We start from the raw sequence: 19,320 nt of genomic DNA on the forward strand, positions 1-19,320 counted from the left end.
TGTTGTAGTTAAACCAGTATGGCACAAAGAACCCATTGTTCTAGCGGGAAATTGGGCTTTTACTTTTGCATTCTACTAACTGCGAATGCGAGATAGAGCTAGAGCTAGCGCTAGCGCTGTTTCATCATAGCAATCGCAAGCGAGGAAGAAATAAACGTCACCCCAGCCCCCACATTTAATCCTTTTACTAACTTAGGAGTACGTATTAACCACAGCGTTAATTTCGAGGCAAAAATCCCCATTAAACTAAACCCAGCAGCGGTAAGAAGCGCAAACCACACACCATAACCTATCATTTGCAAAGTGACGGAACCCAATGTGGGATTAACAAATTGTGGAACAAACGCCAGCACAAACATACCGGGTTTTGGGTTTAGCGCGGCAGAGAGAAAACCTGACGAAAAAATACTGCGTAGCGTTTGTACGTTGGCTGGCTCTAAATTAAACAAACTACGCGAACGGAGTACTTTAATACCAAGCCACATTAAATACCCCGCACCGACAACTTTAACAGCGTAAAACGCAAGCTCAGAGGTTTGAATTAACAAAGTTAAACCGCAAGTTGAGGCTACTACATGGAACAAGATCCCCGCCCCAGATGAAAAGCCCGATACAACAGCAGCTCGCTTACCTTGACTCAAACCTGTAGAGGTCAATACTTTTTAGCCACCTAATTAGAGGTGATAGAATCACCACAACTGACTACCAAACCAACGACCATAGAGAGTAAAATATCGTCGAAAAACATATTTTCCAGTTACAACAGTGTCGTATAGTGGGCGAACCAATGAGCCTAGGTATTTGAACAATCGCAGAATCCTCGATGTATACGCGTTACCTTACATCGTGAAAGCGATAGATCCGACCATTCTCGTTAATTTCTGCAACCTTTCGCAAAGCCTCTGCAGGCGATAAACCGAACTTTCGGGTTAACACAACGAACAGGTGATAGAACTCGGATTTCAAATCAGCAGCAAAGATGCCCGGGTCATCAGATCCAAGACAGATAGACATTGGAACATCACCTTCAATCACTGCACCCGGCAAGCCCATCCAGCGAAAGATATGATGTTCGCTAACATCATAATACTGACTGATACGGGTATTGCTAGTCGGAGGGCACTCAATCGCAATGTTTCGGTCTGCCATTTTTGCCATCACAGTCTGCTGCAATGATACTAATGCCTCGTCCGGCAAATATTCCAGAGCAACCTCAACATATTCAGCACGCTGCTTTCGCACGTTGTCATCTGTCAGCCATTGCTTATACAACTTCAGTGGCCTTTTCATTCCCGCCGTTTTAGCCAACTCTCTAGCGCGCTCGTACTCTTCCAACCAGAGGGATTTGGGCTTTAATGGCCCATCCAATTCACCCAGCAGGCCTTCCGATTCCGCTAACTCACCCCGCAACTCAAAAACCTGATCGAGGGTGATAATCGAGATTTCGTCTTCCAGCGAAAACACCTCATGGGCTAAACGAACCGCTTCAATCGCTGCATCACTGGCGTAGCGCAGTAGCTCCGGATGACTTCGAAGTTCCCGCCAGATAAACACCAAATCGAGCAATCGCGTTTCTTTGACCATGGACAAAGACAATGGCAGAGAGCGTTTCCAGATGTTAGGCGTGATGCCAATCGCCGTGCAGTGCCCAAGACGGTCACCATTACGCAACGGCAAAAACCTCAAGGCATCATCAATAGATCTAATACCACTGATCAGATGCGGAAAGTCTTCGCCAACATGATAGGTAAAATGAGCAATACCCGATTTGGCCAGCACCCGAAACAAAGGGCCAAACAACTCCGGTGGCGCGTGCATCTCATTAGCAGCGGCATCTACTCCTCGAATCCAGCGTGTCAAGCTCGGTTCATTACTCAGGATGTCCATCAGGATAGCAGCCTGATTCTTCAAATCTTTGAACAGCAGCGCGTAGGGGTAGACTTCATCCTTTTTGGGCTTTCTCTTGATAAAATGCGGCACCAGCGCCAACTCGGAACATATACTGCCAGACTTAACCTGTTCAAGATTATCTAGCGTCTGAGTGATATTCAGTGGCTGAGGATGCTCCCATTCCACGGGAATATGACCTTTAAGATATTCCCAGTACCCACGCAAAACGCTGAAGAGCAGTTTTTGCATTTTACTGGGGTCGCTCTTAGGAGCAAAACGTCCTTCCAAATAACGCACCTGAGAATACAGACCAGCACCATGTGCATGTTTGAAACGAGATAAATAAGATTTCTCGGTTTCTTCTCTTAGCTCCGTCATGGTGTACTTCTGGAACTGATCAAAACCGAAAAAATCGTCTCGCTGAACCAGCAATGTCAGATACTGATTCTGAATCAGCAGGTAAATCCAAAACAGTCGCTCCAATCCTTCGGGTGCACCATACCGCCATTTTTCCAACAACCCGGTTAACCAGAAAAATTCAGACTCCTGACGGTATTTGTCGTCCGTTGGCCAAACTGTTGCAAACCCGTACTCCTTTCCCCTATGAAGAATTGTGCTATCCACCAACTGCTGCGGGTGCTGCAACGACGCCATCCACTCTGGTAACTCCATGCTCTGAGCTACGCGAAAAAGAATTTCGCGAATATTGCTGGCGACCTGTAAACGATCCTTGAAGGTTTTGGGAGTTAGTGAATTATCAATCTGTGCACAGAGTTGTTTCATCTCTTGCGAGGCCCAGCCTTTCTCAAAATCTCTGACGGTCACTTCAGGGTGCTTGAGTGCATCCAGCCAACACTCTTCCGCACTGGTACTGCCATTAAGATGCTGGTGAGTTTCGTGCAAGCGTTCACGGGCAATGTAGTCCTCAACAGCCGGGTGATAAGGGTACAAAGGCCAGCTAAAACTATATTCCTTACTGGCAGGGCCAGAGTTAAATACCTGATGACACGCCATAATTGGTAGGCAAGATAGCCGACTCATCAGCGTTTGCCATTCCGAGAACAAAGCAAGGTCGATTCTGGGGCCATCTTTCTCGTTTTTAACAAATTTCTCAGCAACTAGGCGTAAGGCCGCAACCGGGCCGAATTTCATATTTCGCTGTTTGAGTTGCTGTTCCAAGGATGACCAAGCGGATTTGGCGACATGATCAGGCAAACTACGCGCCTGCTCGTATTGAGTAAGAAATACAGATGACTCCACACCGTCACTAGGCAACACCTCACCCAATGAAACGGAGCTAAGCTGAGTCAATAATGCTGTTGAGTTAAGAAGAAACCTTTCCATATCCAATCCTTATATGGTGGTCATCATTTCTTGCCTGCCTTGTCACCAGAAGAGGGAGGGGCACTCCCCACTGCTGACATTGAGTCAGCGTATTTTGCACCTGCGATTGTAGCTGAGTTTAGGGATTTAATGATTTTATTGAACGATTTACTTTCATCAGGATCGCTTTGTGCAGTCAAATCATTCCAGTCATCTTTAGAAAACAACTCAAACCCGACAATATTAAAAATAAGATCACGGAACCCTTCTTCTTTTTTAAGTGATTTCGAAGAACTATTAACACCACCAAATGGGAATATAAATGGATGAAGGATAGGACAACTAATTAAAAGGAAAAATATTGGATTAGTTTCGCTCCACTTCTTTCTAGATTTTTTCAAAACAGAATCCATACTCCTGAGTTTTGTCTCAAACTCCCCTACTGATGTAACCGGATTAAGCCGCAAACCATCTCCAATATAGTCTCTATCCTCCACCGCATGATATAGACTTTCCTCAACCAAAACAGCGTGAAGAAGAGCTAAAACATTAAATCGCATGATCTTTGCAGCATTAGAGTGCATAGCAATAACGCCAAGCCGTGCGTTTGGTTTATTCAGCCTACTCTTATGCAAATCTTCCACGTTATTAATATTAAAATAGAACCTAGTCCATATTTTACCTATCAATATTGCAGAAGGTCTAATTCTCGGCTCTAACTTTTTGACACTATTAAGCCACTTACTAATAGCATCAAACGCATCTTTAAATTCCGCTTCTACCGTTTGGTTAATACCGACTGATTCGTCATCATCTTCGGTTTCAATTTCATCGACTACCTGATGGAAATTTTCGTCTTCATTATCAGTTTTACCAGTCTTCACTTCCGCGCGTGCAGCAGCATTGCTCCAAGGAGGCGCAATACAAGTCGGTTGGGATATAGTTTTATTGAAAACTTTAGAAGCTTCAGAAATATCACTTGAACATGCAGCGAGATCAGAAATAGCGCCAATCAAGTTGAAAACACTGCTAAAATCCATCAAGTTACTTGATGCAACCGTACTTAAAGATGCAGCCATTGCCGCTTTGGCTAAGCCACTTTCTTTATCAAGTTTAAAATAGTTAAAGTTCTCTATTTTCTCTTTTTTTGAACCACGGTTCAATTGGACTTGGCCGATGAAAACTCCAACTTTTCTGTCGGTACTTGCATCCGCTATAACTGCAGAGCAACGGTTAGCCCAATGAGAGGCGCTTTCATTTCTGCCAACTGACATATAAGCAACATACTCACTGACAAGCTGCTCAAACTTTTCCTTATCATTTCCCGCCTGAACTAACCCGGAAACGAACTGGTTAAATATACTGATCGAACCACAACCGACTAAAAGCATCTGTAATACTTTGGAAAGACTTCCCTGGCAGTTCTCACTTACCTGAGATGCCAAATAAATCGAACAATTCCTTAATGCCTCACTTTCAGACTGAGGCCGCAAATAAAATCCGGTGTTAAAATCACGATCCTGCTTTACATAGGTAAATATATCCTTGCAGAGTGAATCCATACCAAAACGATGTTGTTCATAGTTCAAGCCCGCACGATAAATGCTACTAAGCATTGAGCCATACAAGGCATTTCTAAGTAAATTAGGAACTGATAGCTCATCAGATTTTTCATCGTTGCCTGGCTCACCTTTGATTTTTACCGATGGAGCACGATATTTTTTTGTATAGAAATCTTGAAGCACCTGCATCAACAACCGGACAGGCTGCTTCAGCAGTTCGTTGACATACATATTTGCATCGGAGCCATCTCGAAGATTCAACCCTTCTCTAACAGCATTTCCAATAGCATCGCGAACTTCTATCGCAGCCTCAGCGCTCATATCAGGCCTAGTTTTAACCCTGATTTTTTCTTTTCGGACTTTTTCCTTTTCGCCAACCAGCTGCAGCATCGTTTTCAGTTGAATTCGTTTTTGTACTGGAAAGAGTTTTAATAAATATTGCTGTTCAAGATGTTCAACCATATAGCCCCGCTCGGCTAAACGGGCACTCTCTTTTTCCTGATCGAGCAACGTTTTGCTGTAATTTTCGTATTGCTTTCCACGAATCAACTGGGAATATAGCCGCAAATCACCAGTCGCGACCACCACCAATTTCTGGCTATTAAAGAATCTACGAATGGACTCAAGCACATCCCAACCAGTATCAAACTGAGTGTCGATATCATCAAATGAGATCAAAATCGCCTTGCAGCGGAGAATCTGACACGCGCATTCAACCAGTTGATCAAAGATTACTGACAAATCCTGGCCACCGATGGAATAATCCAGCTGAGCATCCAGCTTCAAAGCGTCACTGAAATATTCTGGTTTATATTCCTTGTCGGTCAACAGATGTAACCCACGTTTCAGTTGCTCAAGATGATTCTGCCAACGCTCTTTATGCCCTTTATGGTCATTAGATGACCAGTTCTCTTTTAGCTTATCTGATACCATCTTATTCAAGCGAGCTGTCACTGTGACCAGAATGGGTTCATGACGAGGCAGCTTAGTAGGGTCAATCGTCGGCAGACACTTGATGCTGATACTAGCATCACCTTTATCACTGTTCAGGGATTTAACTACGCTGTTGATAAAGGTGGTTTTACCTGCACCGCGAGTACCATCAACAAAGAACACATTTCGGCCTGATTCATCAATAAATCGGGCGACCCCTGACGGATTGTTAGATTCCGAAGGAGTAATAGAGTTTCGAATGCTTTCAACCAACTGATCACGCAATGCTTTCTGAATTAAATCGCCTTCATTGGTACTGCCTGGAAGGTTGGGCGCAAATAAGTCGATGATAATTTCGTTCGTCTTTATGTTTTCGCTCTGCTTGCTATCAGTCATATTGGCGTCGATCCTGTTATTTTGTTTTTTGGTCCAGCCTGTATCAGTACTGGCGCTTTAAATTTACACCGCAATAGATTGATACAATGCACAATTTTTTCGCTTTCGCTAATAGGTGGGGCGTAGGTAAAGCCGACCAGCTCATTCACTCCCAATCGGCTTACATTTATTGCGCTTTCAGCCTGCTCGCTTATTCATTGCACCGCTTTGGGGAATGCGAGCTCAATATCTGTATTGGCTTTGTCGCACTGGTGGAGTGTTAACGCTCATTTCCTGCCGGCTTCAACACTAGCCTTCATGATTCACCCTACAATTTAATATCAAGCGATTGGGTCGTTTTTCTGCTTCGAACCCGCGCGACTTTCTGATTGCTAAATTTTTATCATATCGGATAACTTATTGCCATAAAAAGCTTTATGCGTTTGAGCGCTCTTGGCAAACCACCTTCGGTGATGTAACTGAACGAACTCAAAGTACTAATGCTGCATCTTGAAAAATATAATATGTATTTGCAGGGTTAATGTTTGGGAGTAACGTGCGTGCTTTGGGCATAAAAAAACGCCATAACATTGATTTTAAATCGATTTTTATTAAAAACCAGCATAACAAACAAAAGCGAGTAACCAAAAATTAAAGGCTCCACTTTCTAAAGAAGGTGGCTTTGCATTAGCTCCTTGAAGGGGCGCTATCGACTTTAGTGTGTTCCTGCCACTGTATTACCTAAGATAAGCGCAACATAACCTCGCGCCTACAGAGTAAAAAGCCTTTGTTGGGAGAGTTCACCTCTCGCTAATTCAATCTAAGGCCATAAATTTAAAGGCTAAGCCTAATTGATGATTACCAACTACTGAAGTAGTTGGTTTAGGGCTGGAAACAAAAAAGCAGCTTTCGCTGCCTCTTCGTTATCTTGCGCTTAACGCACTCCAAGCTGTGCGGATTTTTCAGCTTGGCTTGCAAGGTATTCATCGAATGTACCTTGGAAGTTAACCACTTGCTTGTCTTTAATATCAATTACATGAGTAGCAAGTGATGAAACAAATTGGCGGTCGTGGCTAACAAAGATTAATGTGCCCTGATAATGTTTAAGGGCAGTGTTTAACCCTTCGATGGCTTCCATATCCATGTGGTTAGTTGGTTCATCCATGATCAGCACGTTGTTGTCTTGCATCATCAATTTGCCATACAACAAACGGTTTTTCTCACCACCTGAACAGTTACTGGCTTTTTTATTGGCATCATCAGCGGTAAACAATAAACGTCCTAACATGCCTCGTACCATCAGGTCGTTGTGCTTAGGCGTGCGCCACTGCGACATCCAGTCAAATAAAGTAAGATCGTTGTCGAAATCTGCCGAGCTGTCTTGTGGGCAATAGCCAATTGAGGCATTTTCTGACCATTTTACCACACCGTGATTGGCTTCAAGCTCGCCGATTAAACACTTCAAGAAAGTGGTTTTACCTACACCGTTTTCACCGATAATGGCTAAGCGTGAACCAGCTTCAAGGATCAGGTCGCCATTAGCAAATAACGTTTCGCCATCAAAGCCATGACCAAAATTTTCTAAAATCAGTGCCTGACGGTGTAATTTTTTGCCCTCACCAAAGCGAATATACGGCGCAACACGACTACTGGCTTTGACTTCATCTAAGGTGATTTTTTCCATCCGTTTAGCCCGCGAGCTGGCTTGTTTGGCTTTAGAGGCGTTGGCACCAAAACGGTTTACGAAGTCTTGTAATTCGTCTAGCTCAGATTGCTTCTTGGCGTTGCCCGCTAATAGTTGCTCGCGAATAAGGGTTGAGGCTTCAACAAACTTGTCGTAGTTACCTGGATAAATGCGTAGTTCACCGTAATCCATATCCGCCATGTGCGTACACACCGCATTTAGGAAGTGACGATCGTGCGAGATGATGATCATGGTGCATTTACGTTGGTTAAGCTCGTTCTCAAGCCAACCTATGGTATGAATGTCCAAGTTGTTGGTCGGTTCGTCAAGTAGCAGAATATCTGGGTTGGCAAATAGCGCTTGCGCCAAAAGTACCCTTAGCTTCCAACCCGGTGCTACTTGTGACATCAAGCCAAAATGGAGTTCTTCTTCGATACCCGCTTTAAGCAAAATATCGCCCGCGCGCGCTTCGGCGCTGTAGCCGTCCATTTCACCATAGAGGCTTTCTAGTTCACCGACTTTCATGCCATCTTCAATGCTCATTTCTGGCAAAGCATAAATACGGTCACGTTCTTTTTTAACGTCCCACAAGGCTTTGTCGCCCATGATCACGGCGTCAATAACACTGTATTGCTCAAAAGCGAACTGATCTTGGCTTAGCACGCCCAGCTTTAAGCCGGGGCCAATTGAAACGTTACCTGAGGTTGGCGTTAGCGCCCCGCTTAGGATCTTCATAAAGGTTGATTTACCACAACCATTGGCACCAATTAGGCCATAACGGTTGTCGTTACCAAACTTTGCCGAAATATTTTCAAATAATGGTTCTGCACCAAACTGCATGGTGATATTCGAGGTCGAGATCAAAATCAATTCCTAAGCTAGGCTTTAGCGCGACAATTACTTGTCTTTGCGCTAAGAATAAAAGTACGGTATTTAAGGGCGCGAATTATACAGAGGCAGTGTGACTGCTGTCGAGCTTCGCATGGCTCTTGAGGGCGATTAAGTGAATAAATTGGCTCTTTAAACAAAAATGCCGGGAAACCCGGCACTTTATTAATTCGGCAATTGCAAGCTTAGCTTTGCAGCTCAGCCCATAAGTCGTACTCGTCAGAATCTGTAATTAGGCCTTTGACTACATCACCCGGCTTTAATGAGGTTTCGCCGTTGAGGTAAACTAAACCGTCGATTTCTGGTGCATCAGCATAAGTACGGCCAATGGCGCCTTCTTCGTCCACTTCATCAATCAAGATTTCCATCACTGTACCAACGCGTTTCGCTAAGCGTGCTTGGCTGATGGCTTGTTGTTTCAACATAAAGCGCTCAAAACGCGATTCTTTGACGTCTTCTGGTACTTGATCTGCCAATTCGTTAGCTTTTGCGCCTTCAACTGGTGAGTATTTAAAGCAGCCCACACGATCTAACTGCGCTTCTTCTAGCCAATCTAGGAGAATTTGGAAGTCTTCTTCCGTTTCACCTGGGAAGCCCACGATAAAAGTAGAGCGGATCACAAGCTCTGGACAAAGCTCACGCCATTTTTTGATACGCTCTAAGGTGCGCTCTGCTTGGCCTGGGCGTTTCATCAGTTTAAGGATACGCGGGCTGGCGTGCTGGAACGGGATATCTAAATAAGGCAGCAGTTTACCTTCCGCCATTAATGGAATAACGTCATCCACATGTGGGTATGGGTAAACATAGTGAAGGCGTACCCAAATACCTAATTGGTTTAGTGTCTTACACAAATGAAGCATATCAGCTTTAACTGGCTGGCCATTCCAAAAACCAGTACGGTGTTTAACATCAACGCCATAAGCGCTGGTGTCTTGGCTTATCACCAATAACTCCTTTACGCCGGCTTGCTTTAAGCGCTCCGCTTCGGTTAGCACTTCACCTACTGGGCGAGATACTAAATCACCACGCATTGAAGGGATAATACAGAACGTACAGCGGTGGTTACAGCCTTCTGATATTTTTAAGTAAGCATAATGCTTGGGAGTTAACTTCACCCCTTGATCTGGCACTAGGCTCAAAAATGGATTGCGCTTAGGGCGCTCAGTGTATTTGTAAACATGCTCCATGACGTTTTCATAGGCGTGCGGGCCTGTAATACCTAATACATTTGGGTGCACTTGACGGATTTCGTCTTCACGCGCGCCAAGGCAGCCCGTTACAATTACTTTGCCGTTTTCTTTGAGTGCTTCACCGATAGTGTCTAACGATTCTTGCACTGCGCTATCGATAAAACCACAGGTGTTAACAATAACCACGTCAGAGTCGTGATAGCTGCTGACCACTTCATAACCTTCTGTACGAAGCTGCGTTAAGATGCGCTCAGAATCTACTAAGTTTTTTGGACACCCTAACGAAACAAAGCCAACCTTTGAACCTAGCTTGTCAGCGCCTGATGCAACACCGGCATCCAACTGCTTTTTAGCGGTTTCCAAAGTGGTGGTTTGTTTTGGGTCAAACTGCTCTACTGTCATTTACTTGCTCATTGTTACCACGACGAAGAGACAAATTATACCTAAAGCCTTGCGGGCAAGGAAGCATGGGACATAGAGAATGTATAAATGTCGCGCAAAAAAACCATAAAAGCGTGAATTGCGCCCATCCCCCTTGTTTTTTATCAGACTTGCCCCTATAAATGCACTGGGAATACTTGGGATAACCTACTGTTACTTGGCTTAAGTAACTGCTTTGGCTCGCTCATCTGTGTGCTTGTTAAAACTTAAAGTGCAATTGGATGAGCAAAAGGCTCGGTGTGAACCGTGCAGCGCATGTCGTGGGCACCAATAAAAACAACTTGGGTGCTTACAGACAAACATGGGTACGGAGCACTTAGTTAAGACAACTAATTTTAAACTAGGGTTATTTATCATGAAACGAGTCATATTATTTCTCATCACCAACTTAGCCGTGATGCTTGTTCTGGGGATAGTGCTATCTATCCTAATGAGTGTTTTCGGTATTTCTAATCGTAGCCTTGGCGGCATTCTGATGATTGCAGCCGTATTTGGTTTCGGCGGTGCGTTTATCTCTCTACTTATGTCTAAATGGATGGCAAAAAAATCTGTTGGCGCATATGTAATTGAGCAACCACGTAACGAAACAGAACATTGGTTAGTTTCAACGGTTCAACGTCAAGCGCAACAAGCTGGTATTGCTATGCCAGAAGTCGCGATTTACGACAGCCCAGAAATGAACGCCTTTGCGACTGGCCCAAGTAAAAACAATAGCTTGGTTGCGGTAAGTACAGGTCTGTTGCATAACATGAGCAAAGATGAAGCTGAAGCCGTACTTGCCCACGAAGTATGCCACGTTGCGAATGGCGACATGGTGACGCTGACGCTTATCCAAGGCGTGGTAAACACCTTTGTTATCTTCATTTCTAAAGTATTGGCAGGCATTGTAGACAACTTTTTCAATAGCAACGAAGAAGGCGAAAGCTCAGGCCACAGCTGGACTTATTTTATCTTTGATATGATTTTCCAAATGGTGTTCGGTATTTTAGCCTCTATGATTGTGGCTTACTTTAGCCGTAAACGTGAGTTTGCTGCTGACCGTGGTGCCGCGAACTTAGTTGGCGCACATAAAATGCGTGCTGCACTTGAGCGTTTACGCCACAACCATGAATCGCAACTTGAAGGTTCAATGATGGCGTTTGGTATCGCATCAGGTAAGAGCATTGCCGATATGTTTGCTTCTCACCCACCGTTAGAAGAGCGTATTAACGCATTACGTTAATCCTCATTTAGATTAAAAAAGCCTTGGCATGCCAAGGCTTTTTTTGTTGCTAAACAAGAATATCAATAACCGCTCATCATGCTGCATCAAGCTGTAAGTGCAGCTAACGCTGCGCACAACATCAGCAATAACGCCGACAACAACCATAATTTACTGTAGCGATAAGCTTGTTGTGCATTATGGTGACATTGCTGTAAGTTATCTGGATCAACCCAAATATGGGTATCCAATTTAGCTTGAAAACGTTGCCAAAGCGTATCGCGAAACGCCATTTGACAGCTGTAATGCTGACCTTGATATTCAAACTGCGCTAATAAACCCGACTCAGATAACAGCTCTAATGGGCCTGTTTTAGCCGCTTTGACCCGCGTTAAGCCCGTTAGTTTTACACTGCGCCATTTACGTTTTTTAAACGCCTTACGGCTTTTCACCCAACTAGGTAACACGGCTAATACCAACAGCACTGAGCACAATACCAACCAATATCCATTTAGGCTAAACATGCTGCGGCCTCGGCTTTATCCTGTTGTTGGCATAAGGTTAACACCAAATGCGCGGTCAATAAGTCCGCCAGTGCCGTGCCCACAGATTTAAACACAGTGATTTCATCCGCACTGCGATTTGGTGCTTGGCGACACATGTCTGCCAGCTCTGCTTTCACTTGCGCGGCGCTAAACACACCTTCCTTGATAGGGATTAATAACTCCCCTGCTTCATTCAGTACATTGGTGCGGCTATCAACATAAACGCTCGCGCGTATAATTGTAGTGGTATCACATTCACGACTTTCTTTATGGTGATTCCCCAATAAGTCCACATGGCAACCTGGCGTTAACCATGCGCCATTAAATAGCGGACTGCGCGCCCCCGTTGCACAGCAAATCACATCGGCACTGCTAATTAGTGCTTCATCCGCCTGATCGACATAGGCAAACTCAACGCCACTAAATTCGTTGGCAAGGATAGTGATTACAGCTGCCGCTTTAGCGTGATTACGCGCCACCAGAGTAACTTGAGTATATTGACGCACCGCCAAGTGTGCGCGAATAAGAAAAGGCGCCAATTTTCCTGAACCAAACAACACCAAATGCTTAGCATTAGGTTTAGCCAACAAGCTTGCTGCGAGCGCCGACACCGCAGCGGTACGCCAGAGCGTTACACTGGTGCCATCAACTAAGGCTAATGGCTCGCCATGCGCACGCGAAAACAGCATAATTTTTGAATATAAACTCGCATAACCAGAAGCTTCATTATCAGGAAAATAAGTAAAGCTTTTTACCCCTATCACCTCGTCATTCCACGCTGGTAATACCGCAAAGGCGTCATGATTGTGCGGGTTTGAATCTAATTCAAATATTTGCCGCTGTGGCATAGTCGCTGGTGCAGCAAAACCTTGTGCGAGTTTGTTCAGCACGGTTGGAAAGGCCAAATGCTGGTGAACTTGTGATGCCGTAATTATCTGCATTTACCCTCCTTGCAGCACAAACTGTTTAGGGGCATGAGTCAAAAACTCAAAACCCTGTTCAGTAATAAGCACGTCATCTTCTAAACGCACACCACCAAGCGCAGGAATATACACGCCCGGTTCAATGGTAATTACGTTACCCGCTTGTAATTGATAGTCAGTGCTACGGTTGATAAACGGCGTTTCATGTAAAAATAGCCCAACACCGTGACCAAGCCCTTTACCCGCAAATTCACTATAGCCAAACTCAGCCAAAACTCGCTCTGACGCCGCGTTCAGCGTTTTACAATCCGTACCCGCTTTAAGAAGCGCAAAACTGGCTTGCTGCGCCGCAAATACTGCATCAAAGATATGCTGTTGCTTAGCTGACGCTTCACCCAGTACATAAGTGCGGGTCATATCCGAGCGATAACCATTCACCACTGCACCAAAATCCACCAGCAGCATATCGCCATGCTGTAAGCGCGTATCGCCCGGCTTACCATGCGGCAGACTTGAGCGCGCGCCAAATAGCAAAATGGTGTCAAAACTCACACCATCTGAGCCAAGCTGCTTCATGCGATAATCCAATTCTATGGCCAAATCGCGCTCAGCCACTCCCGCTTTAACTAGCTTTAATGTCTCTGCTAGGGCTTCATCAGCTATGGCTGCCGCTTTTCTAATCGACGCCACTTCCCAGTGTTCTTTTACTGTGCGTAAAGACTCAATCAAGCCATTACAAGCTTGGCATTGCCAGCCAGTTAAGGTGTTGGCGATATCCTGCCAAACTGCAACGCTTACACTAGCTGATTCAAAACCGACCACACCTTTGGCAAAATGGCGCTGTAAACACGCACCTAAGCTTTCTGCCTCACGGTCACGTTCAACTACCAGTGCACCATGGGTTTCTTGCAACGCACGTTGGTAGTAACGGTAATCAGTGATGAGAATGTTTTCTTGTGGTGTTAACAGCAAATAAGCGGCGTTGCCGCTATAGCCGGTTAAATAACGGATATTTTCGTAACCTAACACTAAAAGTGCATCAAGCTCACGTTGTTGCAGTAGCGCTTGTGCTTTACGTTGACGTTCTAGATACATCGCATTCATTTGAAAATAAACCCTTGTGAGAGCGGATCGGCCGGATCACGATAAAAAGTATGTTGTCCGGTAATATAAGCAGTTCCCGCTACTTTCGGAAGTACAGTGCGACCAGTTGGGTCATCTTGCGGCACACTATAACTGACACTAAACGGGCAGCCCAAAATACTTTCAATCCTAATTTCCTGCTGTGGCAAAAGCGTCCCTTTAGCCGCCAAAATCGCCACTCTGGCGCTGACTCCCGTCCCAGTTGGACTGCGGTCTAATTCGCCGTCAGCAAAAATACACACTTGTCGAGAATGATGGGCTTTGTCACATTGTGTAGTTGAGGTAAAAATAACCCCATACAGAAAACCTAGGGCTTCATCTCCCGAATGACTTATTGGGTAAGCATCAGCAATCGCTGCCTTAAGTGCCCGACCTAGTGTTTTAAGTGTTGCATGGTTATCCATAGCAAGCGAAAGGCCATATTCATCAGCATCGATAAAGGCGTAATAGGCACCACCATAGGCTAAATCGAAGCGATAAACTTGTCCGTGGTACGAAACTTGCAAAGCTAACTGATAGACAAAACTTGGTACATTAAGAAACTCGGCGTAATCGCCATAGCTCACTGATTGCACTTGCCCTGCAGGTGTATCAATACGCAGCCATTCCCCTGTGGTTTTATAGCCACAACTCAATGCCAATTGCGTCAGTGCGATAATCGCATGACCACACATAGTGCTATAACCTTCGTTATGTAAAAACAACACACCAAAATCGCTGTTTTCACGTTCACTGGCAACCAACCAAGCGCCATACATATCAGCATGGCCACGCGGTTCATACATTAATATGGTGCGTAAATGATCATAGTTTGCTTTGGCATCTGCGCGCTTTGCCAAGATGCTGGAACCCGCAAGTACAGGAAAACCACTTACAAACACCCGTAACGGCTCGCCCGCAGTGTGCATATCTATAGTCTGCCAGCATGCTTCTCTAGACAGTAAGCTGCGCTCCACTTGACCAGCCAATAGTGTTAAGAAATCTTGCACTCTGTGCTCCTAATTAAAAATGCCAGACCTACCTTCCCCCTTACGGACGACGATAACTGGCATCACAACAACTGGCACTTCCTTGTACCAAACAATCACAGGGAAACTAGAATGTTAAACGCGCTACTAAAGAAACTGAACGTGCGGATTGGCGCATCTCAGTAAGGCCGTAGTTAGGGTTTAATTCAACGCCATTATCACCGTACACAGTACGCTCTTCGTTGACGTCTAGTGCGGCATCAGCATTAAGCAAGTTATAGACAGTGCCTTTTAAAGTTAGCTCGTTTCCAAACAAATCCGTTTTGTATGCCAACGACATGTCGATATTGGTCGCCCAAGGTAATGTGCCTGCAGAGCCGCGTGGTGCTGGGTTACCGTGCTCGTCATAGTGAGAGGCATGGTCATAATACACACTGACGCAATCATCCCATGGTGAACCCGTCGCACAGCTGTCTACCCCAGTTGGATGGACCGACAGATAACTTTTTGGTCGTCCCGATGTGGTACGCGCAACTAAACCTAAGGTTAGGTCGTCGTTGATACGATAAGTGCCTGATATTTTAAGCGCGTGACGGTGGTCATTGGGCAAGTTGCCGTAACTGTGATCCATTAAATCGCCGTAGTCATACGACGTAGTCCAACCCGGATCAGCTTGATCGTTATCCGTTTTAACTAGACCTTCAGTGTTACCGTAGCTTTTTGACCAAGTGTATGACGCGTTTAAGTTAATGTCGTCAGTCAAAGCACCTTCTAAAGTAAACTCCATAGCTAAATAACGGCGTTTAGGCGTAGGTAAGGCTAATTCTTCTGCGCTCAACACCACATTATCTATGGTGCCATCGCCGTCAAAATCGTAAGACATAGTAATGTCTTCACCGGGGTTATTCAGTACATAATACGAACCTTGCCCAACATTGTCGGTAATACCCATAGCAGCAAGTTTTTTCGCAAGTACAGGAGCGACATCTGTGTCTTCTGTACTGCGGCGCAAGTCACGATAAATGGCACGCACGCCCGCAGACATGTTGTCAAACACTTCGGTTTGATAACCTAATGTGAATTCGTCTGAGTACATAGGCTTAAGAGATGCTGAAGCAATTAAACCGGGCTCAGTAATACCGCGCTGACGCCAACGACGGTCACGTAACATTGCGCCACGACTTGGCGAGCCGTCGCCAGTGATCACCGGATGACCGGCAGAGTCCACTTGATCTAAGGCGAAATACTCGAACCACTCAACCGAAGCTGAACCTTGGGTAATATTCATATTGGCTGACACAGGTTGAAAGTAACGGCCAAATGTAGCAAACACTTTACTGCTACCATCGCCGCTAAGGTCGTAAATCGCTTGCAAGCGTGGTGCAAATTGGTTGTCAAAATCAACAAACGCGCGACCATCAGAAACGGTGTTTTCAAACTTGCTGTAACGTGCGCCTAAGTTCAGTACCAGTTGCTCAGTCACTTGCCATGAGTCATTAATATAAATTGCTTGTGCGGTCACGTCAGAGTCGACATCGCGCGTACGTACACGGCGTTCGATAAACGACTGACCGAGCGCCGCACCGGATACATCATTTGCGCCAGCATTTTTAATTGACCACCAACCTTCAGCATCACCTAAGCCGTTTTGCCCCTCATGGAACTTAACCTTAACTTTAGTGTGATCAAAACCAAATTGGATTGAGTGGGCTTCTAAATCCCAAGTAAAGTCGATACGCGCTTGATCTCGTGTGAACTTTTCTTCCGTCACAGACGAGGCGGTGTGCTGACTGAGGGTTACAGTTCCATCGCGATAATCCCATACTCCTGGTACTGCGGATGCAACCACGTTTTCAACGTTTTCTGTAACCTGACCTATAACCGCAGTGACTGATAAGGTATCGCTTAAATAGCCGTTATAATTAAAGCTATAGACTTTACCGCCATCTTCACCGGGCGCATCGACACCTTGGCGCTCGCCGATTTCATTTTTTTGCCAATCGTAACGTGAAGTTTGTTTCGTCCATGTCCGCTTGTTATTCATCGCGGAGAAGCCAATGGCATGGTCTTCATTAATAAACCAATCAAGCTTGGCAAACCAACGGTCTTCTTCACGGTCGCGCGCTGTGTAAGTTGTCTGATCAGCCCACGTTTGTTCCTCGCGACGCGGAGCAAAAAGCGCATAAGCAAATAGTTGGTCTTCAATTAATGCACCGCTTGCCCATACCTGAAACTCTTTGAAGTCGTAACTATCTTGCTGAGTGTTAGTATCTATGGTGCCATTGTGCTGGTAAATAGAGTCGTGATTTTCGTCTAATGATTCAGGGTCCCAGCGCGCTTCAATCCCAAAGTTAAAGTCATTTTCACCCGATTTAGACACTGCATTGATAATGCCCCCCATAGCGCCACCAAAATCAGGGCTCACACCACCGGTTTTAATTTGTGTTTGCGCGACGGCTTCCCAAGGTAAACGTATTGCACCAAGACCAGTACGAATGCTAGTGACGTTCAAACCATTAAAATAGTAGCCATTTTCTGCAGACGAAGCACCACCAAAACTCGAGGCGTTTTTGAAGTTAGAGCCGCCCGGCGTTGCTGTACCAGGTGCCATCAGCGCCATATTCTCAAAACCCGTGTTAACCGGCATAAGCTTAAGGTCGTTATCAGTTAAGGTGATACCAGAAGTTGAAGAAGCCATATCAACCCGGCGAATAGCAGCGCCCGTTACCGCAATACGCTCCATGTTACTACCCGCTTGCTGCATTGCGGCATCGATAATAATTGCCTGACCAATCGCGACTGTGACATTTTGCTGCACCACCTGCTCATAGCCATCTTTAATAATGGCTACATCGTACTCGCCCACAGGTAAATTACGCAGTATGTAATCGCCGTCACCATTAGTGGAAACGGTATATTTCAAGCCTTTGGCTTTGTGTGTAAAGGTGAGCGTAGCGCCAATTAACTTGTTACCCTCTACCGAGGTAATTTGGCCTTTGACCAAACTGTTGCCATCGGCTGCAGCAGCAACCCCAGCATGCAGTAAGGCACCAGACAACGCCATTGCAATTGCAGTTGCGGCCAAAGAACGCACGGGTTTAAAACGTCTATCATTATTGCTCTTCATGTTTCGTCCTAGTTGTTTTTTGTTGATGTCGAACACTGTTGATGAGCAAAAGATACATAAATTAAATATTGTATACAATATTTATTATACATTTATTTGTAACAAAACTATTATTTTTAGATCATGTTCGTATGGAATTGATTTCACTGACTTTTATATAGTTGAAAAATGAATGGAAAATTCAGATGAACTGTAAAAACTTGTATATACAAATTTTTACAGCTGAAGTTGTGTAAACGCAAGTGAGCTCAAAGGCGATGAGCACTTCTAACATGTTGAGCCAATAGGCTGATTTTAAAGAAGGTATTTTGGGATTTAATGTATATACAAGAGACCTTAAGGTCTCTTGTATGGTAGACAAGCAAAAAACGCGATTACTTAGGCTGGCTTTCCATTTTTAGCAATAGTTGCTTAATGTCTTCTTTGGCACTTTTAATATGCTGTTTTAAAAACGCACAAGCTTTGTCTGCGTCTTGTTGTTTACATAATTCGAGTAATTCACGGTGCTCTTCAGGTGCGGTTTTTATACCGCCAGCAAGCAAAATGTGCATCCGCACATAACGTTCTGAGTTTTTACTGTAGACGTCAACCAACTCTTGAGTTTGTGGACGGTTTGCTTTGCTGTAAAGCTTACCGTGAAATTCCGCGTTTAGTTTACCCGTCGCAAGTTGTGTATCACCCGCTGTGGTTGCGGCCTCTAGATCATACAATATCGCTTCAGCTTCGAGCAGGTCGCGCGGCGTCAAGTTACGAATTGAGTGCCTGAGTAGCTCAGCCTCCAATAAAGCGCGTAAATCAAAAATCTCATCGATTTGATCGGCGCTTAATTGTGTTGCTGTCGCACCTTTATGCGCTTCAAAATTGACCAAGCCTTCAGCTTCAAGTTGCAATAACGCTTCACGTACTGGAATACGACTCACGTTAAGCTCTGTCGCCAAAGCGGCTTGGCGCAAAGGTTCACCCGCTTTAATTTCGCCCGTTAAGATTTTTTCCCGAATAGCTTCTGCGACCAGTTGTGTTCTGGTTTTATGCTCAATCGCCATATTGCACTCTTATTGTTATTTGCTACGCATACATTATACATCAATCACCTAACGCGCCTACTCTAATTTGGTGGATAAATAAAC

General features: G+C 44.9%; 12 protein-coding genes. 1 reads left to right on the plus strand and 11 read right to left on the minus strand.

Annotation, left to right across the window (positions count from 1 at the left end; translation table 11 throughout):
- Window positions 1-110: 110 nt before the first annotated feature.
- The 5 genes from ACFOEE_RS02435 to rimO all read right to left on the minus strand — a co-directional run bounded on the left by ACFOEE_RS02435 (window position 111) and on the right by rimO (window position 10,247).
- A complete protein-coding gene (locus tag ACFOEE_RS02435) occupies window positions 111-656 on the minus strand; it encodes a LysE family translocator (RefSeq protein WP_377120557.1) in 546 nt (181 codons plus the stop codon).
- A gap of 178 nt (window positions 657-834) precedes the next feature.
- Entirely contained in the window at window positions 835-3,234 is a 2,400-nt protein-coding gene (locus ACFOEE_RS02440) for a hypothetical protein (RefSeq protein ID WP_377120559.1), read from the minus strand.
- 23 nt (window positions 3,235-3,257) lie between these two features.
- On the minus strand, window positions 3,258-6,104 hold the full coding sequence (locus tag ACFOEE_RS02445) for a hypothetical protein (RefSeq protein ID WP_377120561.1): 2,847 nt from the start codon (window positions 6,102-6,104) through the stop codon (window positions 3,258-3,260).
- Window positions 6,105-7,017: 913 nt separating this feature from the next.
- A complete protein-coding gene (locus ACFOEE_RS02450; protein WP_377120563.1) occupies window positions 7,018-8,631 on the minus strand; it encodes an ABC-F family ATPase in 1,614 nt (537 codons plus the stop codon).
- A 209-nt stretch (window positions 8,632-8,840) separates the two neighbouring features.
- Window positions 8,841-10,247, minus strand: a complete 1,407-nt coding sequence (gene rimO, locus ACFOEE_RS02455) for a 30S ribosomal protein S12 methylthiotransferase RimO (protein WP_377120565.1) — start codon at window positions 10,245-10,247, stop codon at window positions 8,841-8,843.
- A gap of 394 nt (window positions 10,248-10,641) precedes the next feature.
- On the opposite strand from rimO, the gene htpX reads away from it, so the two are divergent.
- The gene (gene htpX / locus ACFOEE_RS02460; protein ID WP_377120567.1) at window positions 10,642-11,508 is read left to right on the plus strand and encodes a protease HtpX; all 867 of its coding nucleotides are present in this window, start codon (window positions 10,642-10,644) and stop codon (window positions 11,506-11,508) included.
- A gap of 86 nt (window positions 11,509-11,594) precedes the next feature.
- Here the strand turns inward: htpX and ACFOEE_RS02465 are convergent, their stop codons facing one another.
- The 6 genes from ACFOEE_RS02465 to ACFOEE_RS02490 all read right to left on the minus strand — a co-directional run bounded on the left by ACFOEE_RS02465 (window position 11,595) and on the right by ACFOEE_RS02490 (window position 19,236).
- Window positions 11,595-12,011: a hypothetical protein gene (locus ACFOEE_RS02465; RefSeq protein WP_377120569.1), complete on the minus strand. Its 417-nt coding sequence runs from the start codon at window positions 12,009-12,011 to the stop codon at window positions 11,595-11,597.
- On the minus strand, window positions 11,999-12,973 hold the full coding sequence (locus ACFOEE_RS02470) for an ornithine cyclodeaminase family protein (protein WP_377120571.1): 975 nt from the start codon (window positions 12,971-12,973) through the stop codon (window positions 11,999-12,001). The genes ACFOEE_RS02465 and ACFOEE_RS02470 overlap by 13 nt, the downstream gene beginning before the upstream one ends.
- The gene (locus ACFOEE_RS02475; RefSeq protein ID WP_377120573.1) at window positions 12,974-14,059 is read right to left on the minus strand and encodes a M24 family metallopeptidase; all 1,086 of its coding nucleotides are present in this window, start codon (window positions 14,057-14,059) and stop codon (window positions 12,974-12,976) included. It abuts the gene before it with no gap.
- Complete coding sequence (locus tag ACFOEE_RS02480) at window positions 14,056-15,087, minus strand: proline racemase family protein (protein WP_377120575.1); 1,032 nt, start codon at window positions 15,085-15,087, stop codon at window positions 14,056-14,058. Before ACFOEE_RS02480 ends, ACFOEE_RS02475 begins: the two co-directional genes overlap by 4 nt.
- A 106-nt stretch (window positions 15,088-15,193) precedes the next feature.
- Window positions 15,194-18,193: a TonB-dependent receptor gene (locus ACFOEE_RS02485; protein WP_377120577.1), complete on the minus strand. Its 3,000-nt coding sequence runs from the start codon at window positions 18,191-18,193 to the stop codon at window positions 15,194-15,196.
- Between the two features lie 374 nt (window positions 18,194-18,567).
- A complete protein-coding gene (locus tag ACFOEE_RS02490; protein ID WP_377120579.1) occupies window positions 18,568-19,236 on the minus strand; it encodes a GntR family transcriptional regulator in 669 nt (222 codons plus the stop codon).
- Window positions 19,237-19,320 lie beyond the last annotated feature (84 nt).

This window comes from Pseudoalteromonas fenneropenaei, assembly GCF_042643375.1.
In the GTDB taxonomy this organism is placed as follows: Bacteria; Pseudomonadota; Gammaproteobacteria; order Enterobacterales; family Alteromonadaceae; genus Pseudoalteromonas; species Pseudoalteromonas fenneropenaei.

Bases quoted from the DNA above. Each gene is read 5' to 3' on its own strand.
- htpX (WP_377120567.1), top strand. From the start codon at position 10,642: ATGAAACGAGTCATATTATTTCTCATCACCAACTTAGCCGTGATGCTT.
- ACFOEE_RS02490 (WP_377120579.1), bottom strand. From the start codon at position 19,236: ATGGCGATTGAGCATAAAACCAGAACACAACTGGTCGCAGAAGCTATT.
- ACFOEE_RS02445 (WP_377120561.1), bottom strand. From the start codon at position 6,104: ATGACTGATAGCAAGCAGAGCGAAAACATAAAGACGAACGAAATTATC.
- ACFOEE_RS02440 (WP_377120559.1), bottom strand. From the start codon at position 3,234: ATGGAAAGGTTTCTTCTTAACTCAACAGCATTATTGACTCAGCTTAGC.
- ACFOEE_RS02470 (WP_377120571.1), bottom strand. From the start codon at position 12,973: ATGCAGATAATTACGGCATCACAAGTTCACCAGCATTTGGCCTTTCCA.
- ACFOEE_RS02475 (WP_377120573.1), bottom strand. From the start codon at position 14,059: ATGAATGCGATGTATCTAGAACGTCAACGTAAAGCACAAGCGCTACTG.
- rimO (WP_377120565.1), bottom strand. From the start codon at position 10,247: ATGACAGTAGAGCAGTTTGACCCAAAACAAACCACCACTTTGGAAACC.
- ACFOEE_RS02465 (WP_377120569.1), bottom strand. From the start codon at position 12,011: ATGTTTAGCCTAAATGGATATTGGTTGGTATTGTGCTCAGTGCTGTTG.
- ACFOEE_RS02485 (WP_377120577.1), bottom strand. From the start codon at position 18,193: ATGAAGAGCAATAATGATAGACGTTTTAAACCCGTGCGTTCTTTGGCC.